The organism is Thermodesulfobacteriota bacterium (assembly GCA_040753795.1).
In the GTDB taxonomy this organism is placed as follows: Bacteria; Desulfobacterota; Desulfobacteria; order Desulfobacterales; family Desulfosudaceae; genus JBFMDX01.
The window spans coordinates 47,801-70,327 of record JBFMDX010000009.1 but is presented as its reverse complement, the minus strand read 5'-3'; the positions used below and the strand labels follow the sequence as shown (position 1 = coordinate 70,327).

Sequence of the window (22,527 nt, the reverse complement as noted above, 5' to 3'; positions counted from 1 at the left end):
TCTACATCCTGAAGACGCCAAAGTCGGTTTCCGACAGTCCCGGATTCAAAGAAGCGGCAATCGTCAGCCCCAGGACATCCCGGGTCTGCACCGGATCGATGACGCCGTCATCCCAGAGCCGCGCGCTGCTGTAATAGGCGCTGCCCTTCTTGTCGTACATGTCGATGATCGGCTTCTGAAATTCTCGGATCTGCTCCTCGGTCAGGGGCTCCTTGCCCTCGACAATCAACTGATCGTTTTTAACGGTGGACAGGACGCCGGCCGCCTGCTCCCCGCCCATGACCGATATCTTGGCGTTGGGCCACATCCACAGGAACCGGGGGTTATAGGCCCGGCCGCACATGCCGTAATTGCCGGCCCCGAACGATCCGCCCACCACCAGGGTGTGCTTGGGCACTTTGGCGCAGGAAACCGCGGTGACCATCTTGGCGCCGTCCTTGGCAATGCCGCCGGCTTCATACTTTCTGCCGACCATGAAGCCGGTAATGTTCTGCATGAACAGCAGGGGCGTTTTCCGCTGGCAGCAGAGTTCCACGAAATGGGCGCCCTTCATGGCGCTTTCGGAAAAAAGAATGCCGTTGTTGCCGATGATGCCGACGGTGTAGCCGTAGATCCGGGCAAACCCGCAGACCAGGGTGGAGCCGTATTTTTCCTTGAACTCATGGAACTCCGACCCGTCCACGATCCGGGCGATGATTTCCCGGATGTCATAGGGCGTCCTCGTGTCCTTGGGCAGGATCCCGTATATTTCTCCGATATCGTAGGCCGGCGGCATGATTTTGACCGGCGGGTTCCGGCGGGATCGATAATTCAGGTTTTCAATAATGTTCCGGGTGATGATCAGGGCCTCTTCTTCATCCTCGGCATAATGATCGGCCACCCCGGACCGGGCGGTATGCACTTCGGCCCCGCCCAGATCCTCCGGCGTCACCACCTCGCCGGTGGCGGCTTTGACCAGGGGCGGCCCGCCCAGGAAAATCGTTCCGTTGCCCCTGACAATGACGGTCTCGTCGGACATGGCCGGAACATAGGCCCCGCCGGCGGTGCAGGAACCGAGCACCACGGCGATCTGGGGAATGCCTTCGGAAGACATGACGGCCTGGTTATAAAAGATTCTTCCGAAGTGTTCCTTGTCCGGGAAGACCTCGTCCTGCATGGGCAGAAAAGCCCCGCCCGAATCCACCAGGTAAATGCAGGGCAGCCGGTTCTGCAGGGCGACTTCCTGGGCCCGCAGATGCTTTTTGACCGTCAGGGGGAAATAGGTGCCGCCCTTGATGGTGGCGTCATTGGCCACGAACATGCATTCGACGCCGTGCACCCGGCCGATGCCGGTGACGATGCCGGCGCCCGGCACGTCCGTGTTATAGACTTCATGCGCGGCCAGGGCCGACAGCTCCACAAAGGCAGAGCCGCCGTCAACGATGCGGTCAATCCGTTCCCGGGGCAGAAGCTTGTTGCGCGCCCGGTGCTTGGCGACCATTTTTTCGCTGCCGCCTTTTTTCACCACGGCCAGCTTTTCTTTTAATTCCGCGGCCAGGGCCAGGTTGTATTCCCTGTTTTCCAGATATCGCTTTGAAGATGTATCGACCTGAGAAACGATTTTATCCATCCGCCCGCCTTGTTTTAAAAAATCTCGTTCATATTTTGAATCTGATTCAATGATAAAATGATAAAATCAGGCTGTAGAAATATCAACATAATTATTATTCTGAACTGTCGGGCTATCGGCCTTTAAATTTCGGCGGGCGTTTTTCAAACATGGCCGCCAGGGCCTCCAGGTGATCCTCGGTATGGTGGCAGCGGGCCTGGAAAGCGGCCGACTGATCCAGCAATTCCTGCAACGAGACCTGCTGGCCCATATACAGCAACTTCTTGGCCAGGCGCAGCGCCCCGGGCGGTTTGGCCGCTATTTTGGCAGCGATCTGGTTGGCTTTTACCAGAAGCTGATCGTGGGGCACCAGGTAATTGACCATTCCCATTTCCAGGGCGGTCTGGCCGTCAATCACATCCGCGGTAAAGGTCAGTTCACAGGCCCGGGCCATGCCCACGACCCGGGGCAAAAACCAGGCGCCCCCGTCTCCCGGGATGAGCCCGACGCTCAAAAAGGTCTCACCGAAGCGGGCCTTTTCAGAGGCCACCCGCATATCACACATCAGGGCCAGATCGCATCCCGCGCCGATGGCCGGGCCGTTGACCGCCGCAATGGTGGGGATTTCCACCCGCTGGACGGCCAGAGGGATTCGTTGAACATATTTCTTGTAATTTTCTTCTATCTCGGCCGGCGTCCCGGCAAACATTCCGGTTTTCCGGGCCATCTCCTTGACATTGCCGCCGGCCGAAAAAGCCGGGTCCGCGCCGGTAATGATCAGGGCCATGACGGACATGTCGGCGTTCACCCGTGCCAGGGCATCTTCAAATTCAGCGACCATCTCGGCGCTGGTGATGACATTGCGGCTTTCCGGACGATTGAGCGTGAGGGTGGCCACGCCCTCGCTGATTTCGAACAGAATATTATCGTATTTCATTTTTCCTCTTTCAGGCTGGGAAGAGGCCGCTATCCCTCTTTTTTCCTGCCGATATAGAAGAACCGCTCCATGGGACGATGAAAGGAAGTCCAGACCTGGCCGGGTTCCTGCTCCGAGATGAAGTTTCCAATGCCGGCGAGCTTGGCGTCGATTTCATCGATATGGTTTAAGATCAGGGCTTCCAGGGTTTTGGGCGGCTCGGGCGAGCCGAACTCCCGGCTGCCGTGATGGCTGGCGATCAGGTGCTTGAGCTGCAACGCGGTTTCGGTGGTGACGAACTCGAACTCCTTGAGCTTGTCCTCCAGCATCATGATGCCGCAGACGATGTGGTTGAGCATCCGGCCTTCGTCCGAATAATCGATGGTCCAGTCATAGACGAACTCCCGGGTTTTGCCGATGTCATGGAGCATGGCGCCGGCCACGAGCAGGTCACGGTTCAGACGGTCGCCGTAGTGGCGGCAGACGGCCAGGGCCAGCTCCACCACCGACAGGGTATGTTCGAGCAATCCGCCCAGATAGGCATGGTGCATGTGCTTGGCCGCCGGCGCCCGCTTGAACCGCTCCTCCACGAATTTTCTGTCGTTCCAGAAGTGGCCCAGCAGCGTTTTGATCTCCCCGGAAGCCATATCGTTGGTGATCTGCCGCAGACGGCTGAACTTGGCATTGATGGTTTCCCGGTCCAGGGACGGCAGGAAATCGGCCGGATCGATCTGGGCCTGATCAACGGCGGCCAGATCCTCGATCTTCATCTGGCGGGAGCTCTGGTATTCGTCCACCACGCCGGTGGCGTCCACAAAGACGCCGGACCGGGCCGCGGCGCCGATTTTATCCACGTTGTCCCAGGCCACGGCATTGATGGTCCCGGTCCGGTCGGCCAGGACCAGCCGTAAAAAATCGGAACCGTCTTTTTTCCTGGCCGTGGCGATCGACGAGACGGCAAAGGTCACCTTCTCGACTTTCTCGTTTTTGGCCAGATCGGACACAAACTTTGTTTTCGGCATGATGTTTCCGTTATCAGGGGATATTCTTGATGTTCAGTTCAATTTTTTTAAGCTTTTTGAGCATGTCCTCGTCGGTGGTGTCGCATACCAGGGGGGTGATGGACACATAGTTCCGGCTCAGGGCTTCCCGGTCGGTGCCGCTGTTCTCCATGATCTGGGGGGTGGTGTAGCCGTACCAGTAATAGCCGCCGCCGCGGGGGTCCCGGCGTTTCTCCACCCAGTCCCCGGGAATGGCCATGTCCTGGCGTGTAAACCGGACGCCGGCGATATCCTCCAGGGGCAGGTCCGGTACGTTCACGTTCAGCAGGGTTTTGTGGGAAACGCCCCAGGCCGCCATTTTATCCACCAGATGCCCGGCGACAACGGCGGCGGTCTGGAAATGGGCCGGTCTCCGGCCGGCCGTGGAAACGGCCATGGCCGGCACCCCGTTCAGGCAGGCCTCCCGGGCCGCGGCCACGGTGCCGGAATAGTGGATATTGACGCCGTCGTTCACGCCGGCGTTGATGCCGGAGATCACCAGGTCCGGCTTGGTTTCCAGCAGCTTGAGCAGGGCCAGTTTCATGCAGTCGGCCGGCTTGCCGAACACCGCGTACCAGCGGCTGTTGTCGGCGCCGGGAACCTTTCTCACCCGCAGTGGCTCGTGAATGGAGATGCTGTGCCCGGCGGCGCTGCGCTCGAACGCGGGCGCTACCACCTTCACCTCGTGCTTCCGGGACAATTCCCGGTAGAGGGCCGCCAGTCCCGGGGCATCAACGCCGTCATCATTGGTCAGCACAATATTCATCGTCGCGTTGCCTTCAGCCGATTTTTGCCGGCGGTTTCCAGCCGCCGAAAATTTCTTCAATCATGGCCGCGGCGGCCAGGGTCAGATGGTCGTTCCAGCGGGCGGCCACGATCTGAACGCTCACGGGCAGACCGCCTTCATTATAATATACCGGCACCACCGTCGACGGAAACCCCATGACGTTGAACAGGCCGGAGTACCCGATGCCGAGCAGATCCGCCCAGACATAACCGTGCTTGGGTGCCGGCGTGGAAAACACCGGGCAGATGAGCACGCCATTGTCACCCAGCCGCTCTTCGATGCGGCGGCGCAGGTCATCGCCCAGGGCGATCATTTTACGGTTGCGGCCGGCGAAAAGCTGCCCCGGTTTCTCCACCAGGGAAGTGGCCAGGCCGGGCAGGGTGATTTTCCCCTGGCGGAGAATGAAGAGGAGGGTCTCCTTCATCAGGGAAATGGCTTCCCCGTCGCCCATGATCTCGACAAAGGGATGCGGGTTCTGGCTCATGCCGGCCTGCCAGATCTCCAGGGACCGGTTTACTCCGGCCGGCCGCCAGTATTCCACGGCCAGTCCTTCGTGGTGAAGGGCGCCGGCGCACATGTCCACCGCCCGCCGCACATCGGCGTTGACCCGGGCCATGCCGTTGGATTCAAAATAGAAGACCCGCAGTTTTTTCCGGTCAACGCTTTCCGGCGAAACCGGCCCGTGGTCCTCGACGATGGTGTCTTTGCCGTCCGGCCCCTGTACCAGATTCATCAGGGGGGCCAGGTCGGCCACCCGCCGGGCCATGGGGCCGAAGGTACAGTACCAGGCGATGGGACCGTGGGCTTCCGGCCAGTGTCCGTAGCCGGGCACGCGGCCGCCGGTGGGCTTGTGGCCGGGAACGCCGTTGAAGGCAGCCGGGTAGCGGATGGAGCCGCCCACGTCGCTGCCCATGCCGAACGGTGAGGCGCCGGAGCCGACAATCGCCCCCTCCCCGCCGGAAGAACCGCCCACACCCCGGGAAAGATCGTAGGGGTTTCGGGTCCGGCCATAAACGTAGTTGTATGTTTCCACCCACATGGCCGCTTCCGGCACGTTGGTCTTGCCCATGATGATGGCCCCGGATTTTCTGATCCGCTCCACCACGGTGGCGTCAAAATCCGGAATTTTGTGCCGCCGTTTCCACAGGCCGCCGGCCCAGGGCAGTCCGGCCATGGCATAGGTGTCCTTGATGGTGCAGGGCACGCCAAAATAAGGCGGCAGGTCTTCCTTTTTTGCTTCGGTCAGCGTCTGTTCGGCCGCTTTGGCTTCCTTCCGGGCCTCTTCAAAGAGAGGTACCACCACGGCGTTGATTTTGGGATTCACCTCTTCCATTCTGGCCAGGTGAATGTCCATGACCTCCACCGGAGAAATTTCTTTTTCCCGGATCTTGTTTGCGATGGCGAGTCCGGACATGGTGATCAGTTCGTTCATTTTGCCTCCGTATAAAAATTGCCTTCCGACCCGATGACGGCGCGATTCGTGCCGGAATTTCAATTGAATTGCCGGGACCGATACCCTGTATATAATGCTTCTGAAATTCTTACCAGATAAACCTGACGAATTCAAACGGGATGGCTTTGCCATCACGTTTTTACCTGATGCAACCGTAAACGCCACATTTCCTTGCCATTTCGAGCGTAGCGAGAAATCTCGCAAAAACAACTTCTTGAAAAAACGGGATTTCTCCCTTCGGTCGAAATGACAAGGGGGTCAGGAGGAGGCGACGCAGGCGTATTGTAATACGTCGAGGAGCCGACGACGCAGCCAACACCGCGAGCGCTTTGATTTGGAATTGGTATCAGGACCGGATGGCCAAAACCGTCCCCAGCCCCACGCACCAGAGGTTGATGGCCGCCATGCTGATCAACTCGTCGGTGCCCAGGCCGTAAATGCCGTTCTGGAGGTTGAAGGAGATGTCGATCACGCCCAGAAACAGCAGGCCGCCGGCGCAGATCCGGGAAAGGGTCAGGCCCGCGGGGCGGCCGCGCAGGGTCAGCACGCCGGCAACAATCAGGCCCAGGGCCAGCAGGGCGTCCGGCGGCGGGAAGGAGCGCTCGAAGGCCAGGTAGCAGGCCGGCGCGTTTTCCGGGACCAGGTTGACGGAGAAAAAGGCGATCCAGAACAGGATAATACCGGCGCCGGTCAGGATCATCAGCCAGGATATGACGACAGCGGATCGTTGCATGCGAAAGTCTCCTTATTTTGCGGATGATTGATGGATGCGGGCGATGGTGCGGTTCATGATCCACTCCACCAGGCCCGGGGCCAGCCGCTTGACCAGCACCGACAGGCGGGCGTCAAAGCCCGGGATGATCAGAAACTGCTTTTTCGCCATGCCGCGCATCAGGGCCAGCGCCACGGTTTCGGCCGGAATGGTGCGGGCGTTGGCGGAAATGGCCCGGGTCTCGGCCGGCTTGGTGACGTTCTCGGCTTCCAGGCCGGGGGTGTCCGTGTCCGGCGGGCAGAGCACCGACACGGTGATGCCCCTGGGCTTGAGCTCCGCCCGCAGGGCCTCGGAAAAACCGATCACGGCGAACTTGGAGGCGCTGTAGTCGGTGTAGCCGAACACGCCGATCAGGCCGGCCACCGAGGAGACGTTGACGATATAGCCGCCCGGTTTCATGTGGGGCAGGGCCGCGGCAATGGCGTGGCGCGTGCCGTAGAGATTGAGTTTCATGGTGGCGTCGAACTGTTCGGCGTTTATCTTTTCAAAATAATTCGGCCTGGCCTGGCCGGCGCTATTAATAAGGATGTCGGGCGGGCCGAATTGCTCGACGTTTCTCCAGAACGTCGGCAAAACCACGGCCACATTCGTCACATCCAGGGCATGCCAGGCAACGTTCTGCTTTTCGTCCCGCCGGGCAGCCCGGATTTTTTCGGCCGCCTGGCGCAGGCGGTCTTCGTCCCGGGCGAAAATCAGCACATGGGCGCCGGCCGCGGCCGCCTGTTCGGCCATAGCCAAACCGATGCCGCTGGAGCCGCCGGTGATGTACACGTTCTTGCCGTCAAACAGGTCTGAACTTTTTATCATGTCACACGTCCCCTATTTACTTTTAAGGGTTTTCCGATCCAGGGTCAGCAGCCAGTCCAGGGTCCGCCGCAGGCCTTCCGGGTATGACACCGGCGGCCGCCAATCCAGCTCCCGGGCGGCCTTGTCGATGGAAAACCGCAGCCGGGACCCCAGGTTCTTGACCGTGTAGGTGGTCAGCAGCGGCCGGGAAGTCCGGCCGGTCAGCTTCCAGAAGGCCTCCATGACCGCGGCCGCGGCATAGGCGGCGGCGTACGGGATGTGCCGGCGCGGCGGCCGCGCGCCAAGGGCCTCGGCGATGGCGGCGCAGAAGGACTGCAGGGTGGTCGACTCCCCGTCATGAACCAGGTAGCCGTTGCCCACGGCCCGGTCGTCCACGGCGATGCGCGTCAGCAGGTCCACCAGGTTGTCGATGTAGGCCGGCCAGACCAGGACGTCTTTGCGCCAGAAGACCATCTCGTTGTTTAAAATGGCGTCGGCCAGCAGGGGCACGAAGGTCCGGTCTCCCGGGCCGAAGACCCAGCAGGGGTAGACCATGGTGACCGGCAGGCCTTTCTCGCGATGATAGCGCCAGGCGACTTCCTCGGCCTGGATTTTAAAATCCGGGTAGGGTTCGCCCCAGGGCGAAAGCGGGCTTTCTTCGGTCAGGACCGTCGATTCATCCAGGCCGAAGACGTCGTTGGTGCTGAGTTTCACCAGCCGTTTTACCCCGGCGGCCAGGGCCGCCCGGCACACATTCTCAGTGCCGCCCACCGTGACCTCGGCAAACAGTTTCTTCGGCGCCCAGTCGGTCACCACCGCGGCGCAGTGATAGACGATGTCGGCCCCGGCCATGCTTCTGGCCACGGCATCGCCGTCGCGGATATCTCCGCTAAAAACCTCGACCCCGGCCCGGCGCAGGTCCTCGGCGCCCGGATCGCCGGCCAGGGTCAGGGCCCGGACCGCGTGCCCGGCGGCAAGAGAGGACTGAACCAGATGACCGCCGATAAACCCCGTTGCTCCGGTAACATAAATGGTCGTCATGGTCTTCCTTACGATTTAGAAGATTTTATCCCGTCTGTTGATTCTCTATCATTATTCATGATGTTTTATTAAGCTTATCCTTTTTCCGGGGCCATGTTTTCTTGCCCGTCATTCCGGCCCCCGACCCGGAATCCAGATACGAGAAAAAAAATTGTGAAAATCGGATTAGGGAATTTTTACCATACCGGAAACCGATTCAAAAATCCAGAAGGGGGTGGACGCTCCGAAAAACCGTGCCGGAAGATGACATGGTGCGGTATGGTTTGATGCGGCCCGCTCAGTGATCGGGGGCCACCGCTCCCAACCCGCAATTATTACAAATTAGGATTGACATTCCTAATTTGTAAATATATCCTGGTCCATATTTATCCGGGGAGAAAAAATGATAGATCGGGCTCTGGGCAAAAAAATCGTATCCATGGCAAAAAAGTTTCCGGTGGTTTCCCTGACAGGGCCGCGGCAATCCGGAAAGACAACACTGGCGCGGGCTCTGTTTCCGCAATACGCGTACGTTAATCTTGAGAACCTGAATGACCGTGCCGCCGCGCAAGAAGATCCTGTCCGGTTTCTGAAGGCCTTTGCTGAAAAAGGGGTCGTTATTGATGAAGCGCAGAAACTGCCCGAACTGTTTTCCTATCTCCAGGTGGTGGCGGATGAATCCGGAAAGATGGGCCGGTTTATCCTGACCGGTTCGCAAAATTTTCTTCTGCTTGAAAACATTTCCCAGTCGCTGGCAGGCCGGGTGGCGGTGTTTCACCTGATGCCTTTTGGCTTGAAGGAACTGGATCAGGCCGGACTTTTGACATCCGAGGTGGACAATCTCCTTTTTGCCGGGACCTATCCCGTTCTTTATGACCGGCAGGTGGCGGCGCCGGATTACTATCCGTCCTATATTCAGACCTACATCGAGCGGGATGTCCGGAGCATCAAAAATATCGGCGACCTGGCCGCGTTTCAGCGATGTGTAAGGCTGTGCGCGGGACGGACCGGCCAGTTGCTGAATCTTTCCAGCCTGGGCGATGAACTGGGCATCAATTATAAAACGGTCAGTTCATGGATATCTATTCTGGAGGCCAGTTTTATCGTTTTTCTGCTCAAGCCTCATTACAAGAATTTCAATAAGCGCGTCGTCAAACAATCCAAGCTCTATTTTTTCGACACGGGGCTGTTGTGCTCTTTGCTGGATATCCAATCCCCCGATCAACTTCGTTCCCACTATCTGAGAGGCAGCATATTTGAAACCTTTGTCGTGGCGGAATACGTCAAGCACCGGTTTCATTCCGGCGCCCGATCAAACGCCTTTTTCTGGCGGGACAGCACCGGGCATGAGATTGACCTGCTGATTGAGGAGGGGAACACGTTCCGGGCGGTTGAGATCAAGTCCGGAGAAACGCTGGCCTCCGACTTTTTCAAAGGGCTGGACTTTTTCAGCAGGATATCCGGCCTGACGGCGGACAACTGTTTTCTGATATACGGTGGGGCAAAGGGGTATGACCGGGCTTCCGGCCGGGTCCTCGGCTGGAAGGACATGCCGCGGATTTTTTCATGACACGGCTCGCATCTTATAACATTTTTATGCCGGCGCTGACATCTGCCTGAGGATAAAGCCGGCGATCTCCTTTATGCCCTGTTTGCTCTCCGGGACGAAATCGGCAAAAAGGGTGAACACATGGGGCAGATCGTGCCAGATTTTCAATTCCACTTCGACGCCCGCTTTTTTCGCGCTTTCCGCTGTCAGCAGGGAGTCGTTCATCAGCAGTTCCGCGTCCGACGTCTGGATAAACAGCGGCGGCAGGCCCTGATAGTCCCCGAAGGCCGGGGAAAGGTCCGGGTCATAGGGGTCCCGGCCGGTGGTCAGATACGCCTCCGTCTTCTTTAAAAGTCTGGGATGAAACATGTCGCTTTTGCGGGCGTTGGAAATGAAAGTGGGGCTGGTTCCGCTTAAATCCGCGAACGGAGAAAGGCAGAAGGCGGCCCGGGGAAGGGGAATGCCCCTGTCTTTAAGGGCCAGCAGAGTCAGCAGCGTCAATCCGCCGCCGGCCGAGTCTCCGCCGATAAAGAGGTCGGCGGGCGCGATGCCCTGGTCCATCAGCCAGCGGTAGGCGCTGACCGCGTCTTCGCGGCAGTCGGCCATGGTGTATTCCGGCACCATGCGATAATCCAGGCTCAGCACCCGGGTTCCGGTTTCCCGGGAAAGGCGCCAGGTGAGGGGCCGGTGGGTGACCGGGGAGCAGAAGAAATAACCGCCGCCATGCAGATAAAGAATCACCTTGTTCCGGTCAACGGCGTCGCCGCAGATGACCCATTCTCCGGGAACGCCGCCGGCTGCCGTCTTTTCGATGGAGACGTGGCCGGGCACCCGGTCGATCAGCCGGACGCCGGCATCCACGATTTTTCTCAAGCCGATCATCACGCCGGGATTCATGGGCATGATGGCCTGGGGCGGCTTGAGGCCGTATTTGAGAACAAAGTTTAATATCTTCGCGTTGCGGCTCAACATGGGTTTCACTCCTGCTTTATTTCGGGTTTTCTGGAAGATTGCGTGTCCATGAGTTCTCTGGGATCGATTTCTCCGCCGGACTCAAAGGGGATGCTGGTAAACCAGGTATTGCCCAGGTCCAGGCTGCCTTTGACGGCATAGGTCCAGCGTTCGTCCGGGGCGTCGCTGTTGGCGCTTTCCACCATCCGCCGGGCCGCGCCGAACAGGTCCAGCAGGGAGGCATAGATCGTGACCGAGACGACGCCGCTGCCGTAAGCCGGGACCTCTGTTTGCGGACCGGCCACGCCTCTGGCCAGGTGACGGCCGTTGAAAGCCAGCTCGCAGTCGACGCCCTGGATGTCCAGTGGCGTTTTGTTGGGGTTGATAACGCGCAGGTCCACCTCGAAGACGGCCTCCAGTCCTTTGATTTCCGCGGCCCGGAGCCCCGCCAGTTTGATTTCCGGGGTCTTCATGCCGGACAGGGTGGCGCAGCCGGCAAGGCAGAGGACCATGGTGGCCATAAAGCCGGCGATTATTCGGAAGCATGGTGAAGAGATATTCATGAGATTGATCATCACCTCAAGGGGTGAATTTGTCAAAAAATATTTGCTGAATCTTGCCAGTTATCATAAGCCTTCTTATATTTTAAAAAAAAGCTGGTGCGTGTGGCGGCGGAACTTTAAATAAGGAATTGAAAACATGGGTAATCAGATTCGAACCACCCTGTTGCTGGCGCTGATGACGGTGCTGATCATGGTGATCGGTCAGCTTCTGGGCGGACGCCAGGGCATGATGATCGCGTTCGTGTTCGCGGCGGGCATGAATTTTATCAGTTACTGGTATTCGGATAAAATCGTCCTGCGCATGTACAATGCCCGGGAAGTCACGGTCACCGACGCGCCTGAGATTTACGGGATTGTGGAAGGACTGGCCCGTCAGGCCGGTCTGCCCATGCCGAAAGTCTATATTATTCCCCAGGATTCACCCAACGCATTTGCCACGGGAAGGAACCCGGAGCACGCGGTGGTGGCGGTTACCGAAGGACTGCTGCGGCTGATGAACCGGGACGAACTGGCCGGCGTTCTGGCCCATGAACTGGCCCACGTCAAAAACCGCGACATCCTCATCGGCTCCATTGCCGCCACCATGGCCGGCGCCATCATGATGATCGCCAACATGGCCCGGTGGTCGGCGATATTCGGCGGCGGGCGGGACGACGAGGAGGGCGGCATGAGCGGCCTGGGCTTGATCATCATGTCTTTTCTGGCGCCGCTGGCGGCGGTCCTGATTCAAACCGCCATCTCCCGCTCCCGGGAGTATCTGGCCGATGCTTCCGGCGCCTCGTTCGCGGGCAGCAGCACCGGCCTGGCCAGCGCCCTGGCCAAGATCGGATCCTATTCCGGCCGTCTGCCCATGAACGCCAATCCCTCCACGGCCCACATGTTCATCGTCAACCCCCTCTCCGGCGGCAGCCTGCTCAGCCTTTTTTCTACGCATCCGCCACTGGAGGACCGGATCGCCCGCCTGCGGGGAGCCTCCCCGACCGGTCGGCCTTCCGGCCGAAACGACAGCGGCGGGGGCGTGAATTATGAGAAGGGTAAGGCCTTCTGGGACAACCTCTCCTGATCATCTTACGGAAACCATTGACTTGTGATCAAAAGTATGATTAAAAAAGGATAATTTCCACAGCAAAACAAACCATTACACATAAGGTCAGAGCCCGCGTAAGCGGAGGATGACAAGAGACGGGTCTTTAGATGAAAAGGCTGTCGATCTGTCAGAAAAGAATCGGTTTTCGCCGGATTTCTCTGGAGCAAAGAGAGTCCGGCTTTTTTATCGGTAAATACAGAATAAGGAGCACGCCATGAAACATCCCCAGAAACTTTTTAACGCGCTTCGTTTTGCCGGGCTGCTGTCAGTCATTGTGCTCGGACTGGTTTCCATCATCGGCACCGGAGGCGGCGGTGGCTCGTCTCACAACAACAATAATCAGTTAAATACGTATTATCTTGACAGCGACGGGGATGGATACGGCGATCCGGATGTCACCACGGAAAGCGCCTCCCGGCCCCAGGGGTATGTGACCGATGACACGGACTGCGATGACGCGGACGCGGCCGTTCATCCCGGCGCGACGGAAGTCTGTGGTGACGCCAGGGATAATGATTGCAACGGCCAGATCGACGAAGGTTGTTCCACCGGCGGGCCGTGGGTTCCCGACACCGGTCAGACCACCTGCTATGATCTGTCCGGCAATGCCTACAACCGCTGCCCGTACGAAGGAGACGAGTTTTACGGTCAGGATGCCTGCTACGATATCAACGAACCTTCCTATACCAAGCTCGACGCCGGCGGCAACGTCCTGTCTTCCCGGGCCACCTCCTGGTCCATGGTCAGGGACAACGTCACCGGGCTGATCTGGGAGACCAAAACCAATGACGGCGGCATTCATGACAAGGACAACGCGTATACCTGGCATGATGCCGAGGATGTCTTTATCGCCCAGTTGAATGCCGACGGTTTCGGCGGTTACACGGACTGGCGGCTGCCCACCCTGGAGGAACTCCGTTCTATTGTCAATTACGGTGATTTTATTCCCAGCGTTGACAGCTATTATTTTCCGCTGATCATGGCCGACATGTCGTCCCGGCACTGGACGGCTTCGCCGGCGGCCTTTGACACGAATTTTGCCTGGCGCCTTTATTTTTATAACGGTGTCGATGATGCTACCAATAAAGGTGATCAGTGGAGCGCGATCGCGGTGCGCGGACGGCAGTCCGGGGCATGGGACAACCTGGCCAGCAACAGCAACGGCACGGTTACGGACGATAACACCGGCCTGGTGTGGCTGCAGCGGACCGCCGATGTGAACAACGACGGTATGATTGACGACCGGGATCAGTTGAACTGGCAGGAAGCCCTGGCCTGGTGCGAAAGTCTGGTCTATGCCGGACACGATGACTGGCGGCTGCCGACCATCAAGGAACTGGCCACCATCGTGGATTTGAGCAGGCAGAACCCGGCTATTGACACCGGCTATTTCCCGGATACGGTGGCTTCCGGATACTGGACGTCTACCTCGGCCAGTCAGCTTCCGGGATGCGCCTGGAAGATTGACTTCGCCTATGGAAACAGCACCTACTTCGGGGAAAGCGGCGACCTGTTTGAATACTCCAAGTCGAGTGAGTTTTATGTCCGTCCGGTCCGTGGCGGGGAGTAATGACGACGCTGTTCTCTGACGGGATCGGGACGGATCTCTTAAAATCGGTTCCGGCCCTCGGTCGGCTGAAGAAACATTGTCCGGCCTATATCGCCAAGGCCGAGCAGGCCCAGGCCGTGGCCCGCCGTTTCGCCCGGCAGGAGATGCTGCCGGTTGTATTGCCGACGGACCGGAAATGCGCCGAAGATCCGAGCTTTTTTGACTGGGACCTCTGGCGCAAGGCCAATGATTTGAAGCTGACCATTGCCGCGATTCCCGAGCGGCTGGGCGGTCTGGGCTGGCATGCCCTGGCCAATGCCGTCATGGTCGAGGAGCTGTCCTGCGCCTGCCTGGCTTCGGCCAGCAACATCGCCTTTAACACCTTCGGCCTGCTGGGCGCCATGGTGGAGTGCCGGACCGGCACCATTCTGAAGATCATCCGCCGGATGGTGAACGCCCAGAAAAAGGGAGAGCCCCTGTTCTGGTCCTGGGCCATTACCGAGCCCTCCGCCGGCACCGACATGGAGGAAGGCGAGGCCATGGCGGCCATGCGGCCGTCCACTTCCGCGCGCAAGGTGGCCGGCGGCTACGTCATCAACGGCACCAAGTGCTTTATCACCAACGGCAGCCTGGCCCATTTCGTGCTGGCCAATATTCCCGTCGATCCCGCCGCTCCCCGCGACACCATGGCCACCTTCCTGATCCCCGCCGATGCCAAGGGTTTTTCCGTGGGCCGGGTGGAACGAAAGTGCGGGCAGAAGGCCAGCCAGACCGCGGAATTGTTTTTCAATGATATTTTCGTGCCGGAAGAAAACATGTGGGAGCCGCCCGGCCGCGGGCTGCGCCACACCCGGGAAATCCTTTCCATCACCCGGGGATACATCGGTATGGCCGGGGTGGGCCTGGCCCGGGGCGCCCTGGAGCGCTGCCTGGCCTACGCTGCCGGAAAAAAGGTCCGCGGCCATCGCCTGATCGACGAGGAGTGGGTGCAATTCATCATCGCCGACACGCTCAAGGACATCGCCGCGGCCAGAAACGCCTGTTATAATTTCGCCGTGGCCCTGGATACCCGGCATGCCTGGCAGTTGTTTGAAGCCCCGCCGGTCAAGCTGTCTCTGAACCTGCTTCCCGGGCGTCTGCTGCTCTCCGAGCCGGTGGCCGCCCTGGCCGGAACGCCCTTTCTGGATCGGGCCGGGACTTATCTTAAAAACCGGCTGGTCAGCGACGAAACGGTGGAAGCGTTTGTCGCCCACGGATCGGCGGTCAAGGTGACGGGAACCGACCTGGCCGTTAAGACCGCCTCCCGGATGCTGGATATAGTGGGGCTCGAGGGCATGGATCACCGCTGCGGCCTGGAAAAGTGCTTCCGGGATGCCAAGATTACCCAGATCTATGAGGGCAGCAATCAGGCCAACCGCATTGACCTGTTTAACTTTGAAATTGGCCGGTTTTTATGACGCGGACAACCGACAGCGAAAAACCGCCCGGGGCGGGGAGTGTTTACGCGGAAATTATCAGCGAGTGCGACCGGTTCGCCAGAAAAGAACTGCGGCCCTGCGTTCTGGACGCCGATCTTTCGCCGGACCCGGAGGTCGCCCGGGGGCTGTGGCGCAAATCCCTCGAACTGGATCTGCCCGGCCTGCTGGTGTCCGAGTCCCGCGGCGGGGCCGGCATGAATCCGCTGACCGGCGCCATGGTCCTGGACCGGCTGGCCATGGAATGCGCCGGGTTTGCTTCCATTTTCGCCTTTCATTATGCCGCCTGCGCCGCGGCCATGGCGGCCGGATCCGGGAACTTTTTTCCATCTCCGGCCGGCGCCACAGACGACCCCATTCCAGTGGCGGCCCTCTGCCTGCCGTCGGACCCGGAAGACATGCCTTTTGCCGTGACGGAGAAAAACGGCCGTCGGGTGATCAACGGCAGCGGCAGGCCCATGGGAAACGCGGGCCTGGCGAAAACGGTCATTGTCTTTGCCGGCAGGAACGGCAACCCCGGCGATCCGGTGGCTGTCCGGATCGATCCGTCCGCGGCCGGCGTGTCCACGGGCGAGCCGCTGCATCTGCCGGGCCTGAAGATGAACACCTTTGCCGCTCTGGCGCTTGATGACGTCCCGGTTGAGGACCAGGCCGTTCTGGCGGCGGGGGACGCGGCCGGAAAAATGATGAAGGCCGCCGCCAAGGCCTTTTACGCTTTTGCCGCGGCCATGGCCATGGGCTGCGCCCGGTCGGCTTTGCACAAGGCCAAAGTCTATGCCGGCCAGCGCTACCAGTTTAAAAAAATGATCATCCAGCATCAGGAGATTCAGCGCCTGCTGGGCGACATGAGCCTGAAGCTGAACATGGGAACGGCCGGATACCTGGATCTGCTGGACACTGAAAGATGGCGGCCGTTATTTCTCTCGCCGGACGCCTCGCTGGTCAAGGCCTTCTGCACCGACGCGGCCCTGGATGTCCTGATGGACGCTATTCAGATTCACGGCGGGTACGGCTACATGCACGAGTATGGCCTGGAAAAAGGCATGCGGGACGTCAAAGTGCTGCAGGTGCTGGGGGAAACCAATCCCTATCTGCTGGTGCGCCATATTGCCGACGGTCTGTGAAGGATCTAATAACCAAGAATGTCTCTGAACTCACGACACGGGGGAAAATGATGAAAAAAATGATGATGACGGCGGTTATCGGGGTGGTCCTGATGATTTTGGCGGTCGGATGCGGCGGCAAGTACGCGGACGTCATAAAAGTCAACCGGGAGTTTGTCAAACTGATGCAGACTTACGTGGATGATATGGCCGGCGCGGGCAGCGCCGCGGACGCCGCCGGGGCCGTCAACCGGTTGGCCGACGGCATGGAAAAGCTGGTGCCGCAAATGAAGGCGATGCGTGACAAATACCCGGAACTGCAGAACCCGGAAAACCTGCCGGAAGAAATAAAAGCCACCGAGAAGGAGATGGAGGAGGTCGGCCGCAAGTTCGGAGAGGCCTTCATGAAAATCATGGCTTATATGGAAAGCAAGGAAGTGCAGGAGGCCCAGGCCCGCCTGACGTCGGTCATGCGCTCCATGGGCCAGTAACGAGATTATTCCGGCATTTGATCATAGTAGTACAGCATGGCATCCGAGCGGGTGAAAATGCCGATCAGTTTATTGTTTTTGATGACCGGCAGCCGGCCCACGTCATGTTTGACCAGCAGCCGGGCCGCCTTGGGAACCGTCATTTCCGGCGGGGCGGTGATAATGCTGGTGGCCATGAACGATTTGACCGGGGCCTGCCACTGAGAGTTTTTTTTGATCTTGTTGACGTCCCGGATGGAAATGATACCCACCAGGTCTTCGCCCTCCAGCACCGGCATGCCCGACACTTTTTCCTTTTTTAAAAGGGCGGCCGCTTCTTTCATGGTGGCCGAAGCCTCGATGGTTTTTACCGGAAAGGACATGAGATCACCGATGTGGATGGATGACCGCTGATTGTCCCGGATCAGCTCCAGGATCCACTGCTTGACGCCCCCGGTGCCGACGTCCTTTAACATGGCCGAGGCCGCCGCCGGGTGCCCGCCGCCGCCCATGATCCGCATGATCTTGCCCACGTCCAAAGCGTCCACGCCGCTTCTGGCGATGACGACGCAGCGCTTTTTTTCCGGATCGTTGAATATGCCGAAGGCGGCATCCACGTTGAGGATGTCCCGGTACATATGCACCACCAGCGACAGCCCCTGGGTATGCCCTTTCAGATCCATTTCACAGATACTGATGCGGTGTCCGTCGATATTGATCCGTTCCGCGTGCCGGAGCATCTCAAAGAGGACTTCTTTCTGGCGAACGCCGTAAACCGGACGCAAAAAATTTCCCAAAACGTTCAGATCGGCCTTGTTGTCCAGCAGATAGGCCACGGCCCGGGCGTCCCGGACCGTGGTGGACGGGAAAGACAGGTTACCCGTGTCCTCGTATATTCCGGCCAGAAAAAGAGTGGCCTGGATGGGCGTCAGTTCGACGCCGCCGGATTCAAACCGTTCAGCGAACAGGGTGGTGCAGGCGCCCACGGACTCCTGAACGACCATACTGGCGGTAATGTCGGAGGCGACGGCGTGATGATCCCAGACGTGAACCTCCAGATCTTTTTTTTTGGCCAGGCTGTTCATGCGGTCCAGCCGTTTCCACTGGTTGGTGTCCACGACAATCAGGCGGGTGACCGCCTCCGGGTCCATGTCGCCGGGCGCGCTGACCTTAAACACATCCTTATGCAGGGAGAGGAATGCCTGGACATTGGCGTTGATCCGGGTGGGAATCACCATCATGGCACCCGGGTAGTGAACCCCGGCCGCGATCAATGAGGCGACGGCGTCAAAGTCGCTGGTGTTGTGAGTGGTGATGACATCCATAGAGAAGAAAGTGATTCAGGGGTGCGGGGTTTAAAGGGAAGAAAACAGCGGCGTGATCGGCGTTCGGCTCAGCGACCGTTTTCCGGGTCCGGTGCGCCGGTGTATGACCAGCGTCCCCGAACGGCATCGAACATGATGTTTTCTTTAACGATATCATGTTTTAAATCGTCGATCCGATCCTGTCCGGCCTTGATGGCGTTCAGCCATTCGGCCATCACTTTAAACAGACTTTCGTTCGCCTTGGCCGCCCGAAAATCGCCGTTGGCATCAGCCAGATAAACCCATTCGGCGGTTTTGCGCATCCACATGTAAGGGTGCCCGTTTTTGGAAGCCATGTAGATCTGCTGACCGTTTTCCGGATAATATTTCAACCAGAATTGCTGCAGGTTCATCCAAACATCTCTCCTTGTAGATTGATCCGTACCGTATAAGAAAAATCAGTATAAATTATTTTATTATTTGTTTCAAGCAGTTTCGTAATGGGGTTGGGCGCGATCGCACGGCCTTAGAGCCCGGCTGGCGGGCAGCAAAGACGTTACCGGACCGTCACTGTTTCCGGCAGTCTCCGGGCTATGATATCCGCAGCCTGCTCCACCATTTCTTCTACGACCCGGGCAGCGGGTTTGATGTCATGGATCAGCCCGGATACCTGGCCGGCAAAGCCGCTGACGCAGTCATCGTGACCGGAGCGGATGAATCCCGCCAGCAGGGCCGAGGCCAGCAGCACCTGGAAGGGAAAGGGCAGGGTTGGCAGGCCGGAAGCGTCCCAGAGTTCGTGGAAGCGGGTGACGTTGGCCCGGGAGGTTTTGCCCGTGAACAGCTTGCTGACCCGGGTGTCCTCGTCGGTCGACGAAAGGATGCGTTGCTTGCACAGGGCCATGGCGCCGCCTTCGTCAGTGGCCAGAAAGCGCGTGCCGACCCAGACGCCGATGCAGCCCATGGCCAGGGCCGCGGCCAGCCCCCGGCCGTCGCCGATCCCGCCCGCGGCCAGCACCGGTACCGGGTAGGCCGCGTCAATGGCCTGGGGCAGCAGGGCCATGGTTCCTACCCGGCCGGTGTGACCGCCGCCTTCATGTCCCTGAGCCACCACCAGGTCAACCCCCGAGCGGGCGATGCGGCCGGCGTTCTTGGCGTTGCCCACCACGCCCAGGACCTTCATGCCGGCGGCGTGGGCCTCCTTGACCATGAACCCGGGGTCGCCCAGGCCGGCGGCAAACAGGGGGACTTTTTCCTCGATACATATGGCCACGGCCGCCTGGGGGTTCATGGTGGCGGTGTCCGTGGGCACCTTGATGTCGTCTAAAGGCGGGAAACCCATCTCATCGGCGATTTTTCGGTACCACTTGAGGTGCTCCGGGGGCAGCATGTCAATCACCTGGGCCAGGGAAAGTGAGCCGCCGCCGGCCATGCCCGCGCCGGGCAGGTTTTTGGGCAGGAGCAGGTCCACGCCAAAGGGCTTGTTGGTTCTGGAGCGGATGTCGCGGATGGCGGCCCGCAGTTGATCCAGGGTGAAGCCGGCGCCGCCCAGGACACCCAGGCCGCCGGCCTCGGAAACTGCCACCACCAGTTCCACCGGCGCGCCGTTGGGTTCGCCGATCAGGGTCGGGCCCATGCCGGCGCTGATAATCGGGTATTCAATATTCAGCAGGTCACACAGGGGGGTGCGCAGGATTCGTCTGGCCATCCTTTTTTCCTTAAATAATGAATTGAGCGAAAACGTCTTTCAATCCGTATCCGTTTGGCCCTTAACCACGTAACACGTAACACTTAACCACTTAAAATATTATATTGCAACCGGTCCAATCGAATCGGTTCTATTTTTTATAACGCATTGGACGCAACCCGCCTTTTTCTATATAGCCGCAAACTGTTTCCGACCACAAACAGGCTGCTGGCGGCCATGGCCAGGGCCGCCATGATGGGATGCAGGTGCCGCAGGAAGTCCGGCGCCATGGCCAGGGGGTAAAGCGCCCCGGCCGCCACCGGGATCAGCACAACGTTATAACCGAAAGCCCAGAACAGGTTCTGCCGGATGGTGGTCATGGTCTCCCGGCTGAGGGCCAGGGCCCGGAGAACGCCTTCCAGGCTGCCGCCGGATAGAATCACGTCGGCCGCCTCCATGGCCACGTCCGTGCCGGTGCCGATGGCGATGCCCGCGTCCGCATGGGCCAGGGCCGGAGCGTCATTGATGCCGTCGCCGACCATGGCTGTTTTTGCTCCCTCCTGCCGCAGCCGCTGGATTTCGCCGGCTTTTTCTTCAGGCCGGATGTCGGCCAGGACCCGGTCGATGCCCGCAGCCATTGCTATCTGCCCGGCGGTCTGAGGGTTGTCGCCGGTCAGCATGGCCACCTTCAGTCCGTAAGCCTTGAGTTTGGCGACGACCTTCGGGGCTTCGGGTTTGATTCTGTCCGCGACGCTGATCAGCCCCCAGGGCAGGCCGTCCACAAACACGGCCAGAACGGTTTTGCCCTGGGCCTGAAAACGGGCGGCGGTTTGCGAAAGCGGGGAACCATCCAGTCCCTGATCCGAAAACCAGGGCAGGCGTCCGGCCATGACCTTGTGGTCCGCCACTCTGGCCGTCACCCCCATGCCGCTGACGGCCGCGAATTCCTCCGGATCGGTTAAAGCCAGGGAGCGGTTGACGGCTTCGCTGACCACGGCCCGTCCGATCGGATGTTCCGACCCTTTTTCCGCGGACGCCGCCATCCGCAGCAGTTCATCGGCGCCAGAGCAGTTAGCGGCATGAGGGAAGATATCCGCCACCGACGGACGTCCTTCGGTGAGGGTGCCGGTTTTGTCAAAAACAATCGTATCGACCCGGGAAAGCGCCTCCATGCTTTCTCCCCCCCGGAACAGAACCCCGTTTTCCGCGGCCCGGCCCGTGCCGGCCATTATGGCCGTAGGCGTAGCCAGGCCCAGGGCGCAGGGGCAGGCGATGACCAGCACCGCCACCAGCCGGACCATGGCCGCCACCGGATCGCCGGTTGCCGCCCACCAGGCGGTAAACGTAATCATCGCGATGAGAATGACGGCCGGTACGAAAACCGCCGCCACCCGGTCGGCCAGGGCCTGAATGGGGGCCTTGCCGCCCTGGGCTTCCTGAACCATGCGGATGATCTGGGACAGGACCGTTTCGGCGCCCACGGCCGTGGCCGTCACCGTCAGCAGTCCCTGGCCGTTGACGGTGCCGCCGGTCACCCGGTCGCCCGGTTCCTTGTCCACCGGCACCGGCTCGCCGGTCAGCATGGACTCGTCAACGGCCGAACGTCCCCTGGAAATGACGCCATCCACCGGGATCCGTTCCCCCGGCCGGACGACTACCATGTCATTGATCATCACCTCCGCCAGCGGCATCATCGTTTCAACCCCGTCTCTGATGATGGCGGCGGTTTTCGGCCGCAGACCGGCCAGCTTGCGGATGGCGCTGCCGGTTTGTCCCTTGGTCCGGGATTCCAGGAGTTTGCCCAGCCTGATCAGGGTGATGATGACGGCCGATGTCTCAAAATAGACATGATGGCCGAGAGACGGGACAAGCAGGATCGCCAGGGAATAGCCATAAGCCACGGACGAACCCATGGCCACCAGCACGTCCATGTTGGCGCTTCTGTTTCTCAAGCTGTTCCAGCCGCCGGTATAAAAATCGAATCCGGTATAAAATTGGACCGGCGTGGCCAGGGCCAGAAAAAGCCAGTTGACTAAAGGCGCGTGGCTCCAGGCGCCCAGGATCCCGAAATCCCGCCCCATGCTGAGCAGGAACAGGGGCAGGGCGAACAGGGCGCCGATTAAAAATTTTCGGGTCTGGTTGGTGATTTCCGACCGGCGGGCGGCGGCTTCGCGGTCACCTTCCGCCGCGGATGTGTCGATGGGCAGGGCGCCGTAACCGGCTTTTTTTATGGCCGCGACAATGCCTTCCTCGGACAGGACCGACGGGTCATAAGCGACACTGACCCGCTCGGCGGCAAAATTGACCGCGGCATTGACCACGCCCGGGGTTTTTTTGTTCAGGGCCCGCTCAATGTTGGCGGCGCAGTTGGCGCAGGTCATGCCGGTAACGGCCAGGGTTACGCGCTTTTCGGTCATGGCGGCCGGCCTT

Annotated in this window: 20 protein-coding genes; 6 read left to right on the top strand and 14 right to left on the bottom strand. The window is 59.7% G+C overall.

Annotation, left to right across the window (positions count from 1 at the left end; genetic code table 11):
* Window position 1 precedes the first annotated feature (1 nt).
* The 8 genes from AB1724_12065 to AB1724_12030 form a co-directional block, all read right to left on the bottom strand.
* Window positions 2–1,609, bottom strand: a complete 1,608-nt coding sequence (locus tag AB1724_12065) for a carboxyl transferase domain-containing protein (GenBank protein MEW6078542.1) — start codon at window positions 1,607–1,609, stop codon at window positions 2–4.
* 112 nt (window positions 1,610–1,721) lie between these two features.
* Complete coding sequence (locus tag AB1724_12060) at window positions 1,722–2,525, bottom strand: crotonase/enoyl-CoA hydratase family protein (GenBank protein ID MEW6078541.1); 804 nt, start codon at window positions 2,523–2,525, stop codon at window positions 1,722–1,724.
* Between the two features lie 29 nt (window positions 2,526–2,554).
* Window positions 2,555–3,526, bottom strand: a complete 972-nt coding sequence (locus tag AB1724_12055) for an HD domain-containing protein (protein MEW6078540.1) — start codon at window positions 3,524–3,526, stop codon at window positions 2,555–2,557.
* Between the two features lie 13 nt (window positions 3,527–3,539).
* Window positions 3,540–4,310, bottom strand: a complete 771-nt coding sequence (gene surE / locus AB1724_12050) for a 5'/3'-nucleotidase SurE (protein MEW6078539.1) — start codon at window positions 4,308–4,310, stop codon at window positions 3,540–3,542.
* A gap of 13 nt (window positions 4,311–4,323) precedes the next feature.
* On the bottom strand, window positions 4,324–5,763 hold the full coding sequence (locus AB1724_12045; protein MEW6078538.1) for an amidase: 1,440 nt from the start codon (window positions 5,761–5,763) through the stop codon (window positions 4,324–4,326).
* Between the two features lie 367 nt (window positions 5,764–6,130).
* Window positions 6,131–6,517 (bottom strand): hypothetical protein, encoded by a 387-nt coding sequence (locus tag AB1724_12040; protein MEW6078537.1) that lies wholly within the window; start codon window positions 6,515–6,517, stop codon window positions 6,131–6,133.
* 12 nt (window positions 6,518–6,529) lie between these two features.
* Window positions 6,530–7,363, bottom strand: a complete 834-nt coding sequence (locus AB1724_12035; GenBank protein ID MEW6078536.1) for an SDR family oxidoreductase — start codon at window positions 7,361–7,363, stop codon at window positions 6,530–6,532.
* Between the two features lie 12 nt (window positions 7,364–7,375).
* Window positions 7,376–8,383, bottom strand: coding sequence for an NAD-dependent epimerase/dehydratase family protein (locus tag AB1724_12030; GenBank protein MEW6078535.1), 1,008 nt, complete (start codon window positions 8,381–8,383; stop codon window positions 7,376–7,378).
* A 382-nt stretch (window positions 8,384–8,765) separates the two neighbouring features.
* Here AB1724_12030 and AB1724_12025 point away from each other — a divergent pair, with 382 nt between their 5' ends.
* Window positions 8,766–9,932: an ATP-binding protein gene (locus AB1724_12025; protein ID MEW6078534.1), complete on the top strand. Its 1,167-nt coding sequence runs from the start codon at window positions 8,766–8,768 to the stop codon at window positions 9,930–9,932.
* Window positions 9,933–9,956: 24 nt separating this feature from the next.
* On the opposite strand, the gene AB1724_12020 is transcribed toward AB1724_12025, so the two are convergent.
* Both AB1724_12020 and AB1724_12015 read right to left on the bottom strand, forming a co-directional pair.
* On the bottom strand, window positions 9,957–10,883 hold the full coding sequence (locus AB1724_12020; protein MEW6078533.1) for an alpha/beta hydrolase: 927 nt from the start codon (window positions 10,881–10,883) through the stop codon (window positions 9,957–9,959).
* A gap of 5 nt (window positions 10,884–10,888) precedes the next feature.
* A complete protein-coding gene (locus AB1724_12015; protein ID MEW6078532.1) occupies window positions 10,889–11,425 on the bottom strand; it encodes an LEA type 2 family protein in 537 nt (178 codons plus the stop codon).
* Window positions 11,426–11,561: 136 nt separating this feature from the next.
* Between AB1724_12015 and htpX the strand changes: the two genes are divergently transcribed.
* The 5 genes from htpX (at window position 11,562) to AB1724_11990 (ending at window position 17,130) form a co-directional block, all read left to right on the top strand.
* Window positions 11,562–12,488: a zinc metalloprotease HtpX gene (gene htpX / locus AB1724_12010; GenBank protein ID MEW6078531.1), complete on the top strand. Its 927-nt coding sequence runs from the start codon at window positions 11,562–11,564 to the stop codon at window positions 12,486–12,488.
* 238 nt (window positions 12,489–12,726) lie between these two features.
* Window positions 12,727–14,082, top strand: a complete 1,356-nt coding sequence (locus tag AB1724_12005) for a DUF1566 domain-containing protein (GenBank protein ID MEW6078530.1) — start codon at window positions 12,727–12,729, stop codon at window positions 14,080–14,082.
* Entirely contained in the window at window positions 14,082–15,518 is a 1,437-nt protein-coding gene (locus AB1724_12000; protein ID MEW6078529.1) for an acyl-CoA dehydrogenase family protein, read from the top strand. The genes AB1724_12005 and AB1724_12000 overlap by 1 nt, the downstream gene beginning before the upstream one ends.
* Complete coding sequence (locus AB1724_11995; protein MEW6078528.1) at window positions 15,515–16,660, top strand: acyl-CoA dehydrogenase family protein; 1,146 nt, start codon at window positions 15,515–15,517, stop codon at window positions 16,658–16,660. The genes AB1724_12000 and AB1724_11995 overlap by 4 nt, the downstream gene beginning before the upstream one ends.
* Window positions 16,661–16,707: 47 nt before the next feature.
* Window positions 16,708–17,130, top strand: coding sequence for a hypothetical protein (locus AB1724_11990; GenBank protein ID MEW6078527.1), 423 nt, complete (start codon window positions 16,708–16,710; stop codon window positions 17,128–17,130).
* A 5-nt stretch (window positions 17,131–17,135) separates the two neighbouring features.
* Here AB1724_11990 and AB1724_11985 read toward each other — a convergent pair whose 3' ends face one another.
* From AB1724_11985 to AB1724_11970, 4 genes are all read right to left on the bottom strand, one after another.
* Window positions 17,136–18,434, bottom strand: a complete 1,299-nt coding sequence (locus AB1724_11985; protein MEW6078526.1) for a CBS domain-containing protein — start codon at window positions 18,432–18,434, stop codon at window positions 17,136–17,138.
* Between the two features lie 68 nt (window positions 18,435–18,502).
* Window positions 18,503–18,826: a hypothetical protein gene (locus AB1724_11980; GenBank protein MEW6078525.1), complete on the bottom strand. Its 324-nt coding sequence runs from the start codon at window positions 18,824–18,826 to the stop codon at window positions 18,503–18,505.
* Window positions 18,827–18,969: 143 nt separating this feature from the next.
* On the bottom strand, window positions 18,970–20,118 hold the full coding sequence (locus AB1724_11975) for a nitronate monooxygenase (GenBank protein MEW6078524.1): 1,149 nt from the start codon (window positions 20,116–20,118) through the stop codon (window positions 18,970–18,972).
* A 137-nt stretch (window positions 20,119–20,255) separates the two neighbouring features.
* Window positions 20,256–22,514, bottom strand: a complete 2,259-nt coding sequence (locus tag AB1724_11970; GenBank protein MEW6078523.1) for a heavy metal translocating P-type ATPase — start codon at window positions 22,512–22,514, stop codon at window positions 20,256–20,258.
* Between the last annotated feature and the right edge of the window lie 13 nt (window positions 22,515–22,527).

Coding starts and splice junctions, on each gene's coding strand:
- AB1724_11990 (MEW6078527.1), top strand. CDS start 16,708: ATGATGAAAAAAATGATGATGACGGCGGTTATCGGGGTGGTCCTGATG.
- AB1724_11985 (MEW6078526.1), bottom strand. CDS start 18,434: ATGGATGTCATCACCACTCACAACACCAGCGACTTTGACGCCGTCGCC.
- AB1724_11980 (MEW6078525.1), bottom strand. CDS start 18,826: ATGAACCTGCAGCAATTCTGGTTGAAATATTATCCGGAAAACGGTCAG.
- AB1724_12035 (MEW6078536.1), bottom strand. CDS start 7,363: ATGATAAAAAGTTCAGACCTGTTTGACGGCAAGAACGTGTACATCACC.
- AB1724_12015 (MEW6078532.1), bottom strand. CDS start 11,425: ATGAATATCTCTTCACCATGCTTCCGAATAATCGCCGGCTTTATGGCC.
- AB1724_12000 (MEW6078529.1), top strand. CDS start 14,082: ATGACGACGCTGTTCTCTGACGGGATCGGGACGGATCTCTTAAAATCG.
- AB1724_12030 (MEW6078535.1), bottom strand. CDS start 8,383: ATGACGACCATTTATGTTACCGGAGCAACGGGGTTTATCGGCGGTCAT.
- htpX (MEW6078531.1), top strand. CDS start 11,562: ATGGGTAATCAGATTCGAACCACCCTGTTGCTGGCGCTGATGACGGTG.
- AB1724_12025 (MEW6078534.1), top strand. CDS start 8,766: ATGATAGATCGGGCTCTGGGCAAAAAAATCGTATCCATGGCAAAAAAG.
- surE (MEW6078539.1), bottom strand. CDS start 4,310: ATGAATATTGTGCTGACCAATGATGACGGCGTTGATGCCCCGGGACTG.
- AB1724_11975 (MEW6078524.1), bottom strand. CDS start 20,118: ATGGCCAGACGAATCCTGCGCACCCCCCTGTGTGACCTGCTGAATATT.
- AB1724_11995 (MEW6078528.1), top strand. CDS start 15,515: ATGACGCGGACAACCGACAGCGAAAAACCGCCCGGGGCGGGGAGTGTT.
- AB1724_12065 (MEW6078542.1), bottom strand. CDS start 1,609: ATGGATAAAATCGTTTCTCAGGTCGATACATCTTCAAAGCGATATCTG.
- AB1724_12060 (MEW6078541.1), bottom strand. CDS start 2,525: ATGAAATACGATAATATTCTGTTCGAAATCAGCGAGGGCGTGGCCACC.
- AB1724_12005 (MEW6078530.1), top strand. CDS start 12,727: ATGAAACATCCCCAGAAACTTTTTAACGCGCTTCGTTTTGCCGGGCTG.
- AB1724_12045 (MEW6078538.1), bottom strand. CDS start 5,763: ATGAACGAACTGATCACCATGTCCGGACTCGCCATCGCAAACAAGATC.
- AB1724_12055 (MEW6078540.1), bottom strand. CDS start 3,526: ATGCCGAAAACAAAGTTTGTGTCCGATCTGGCCAAAAACGAGAAAGTC.
- AB1724_12020 (MEW6078533.1), bottom strand. CDS start 10,883: ATGTTGAGCCGCAACGCGAAGATATTAAACTTTGTTCTCAAATACGGC.
- AB1724_12040 (MEW6078537.1), bottom strand. CDS start 6,517: ATGCAACGATCCGCTGTCGTCATATCCTGGCTGATGATCCTGACCGGC.
- AB1724_11970 (MEW6078523.1), bottom strand. CDS start 22,514: ATGACCGAAAAGCGCGTAACCCTGGCCGTTACCGGCATGACCTGCGCC.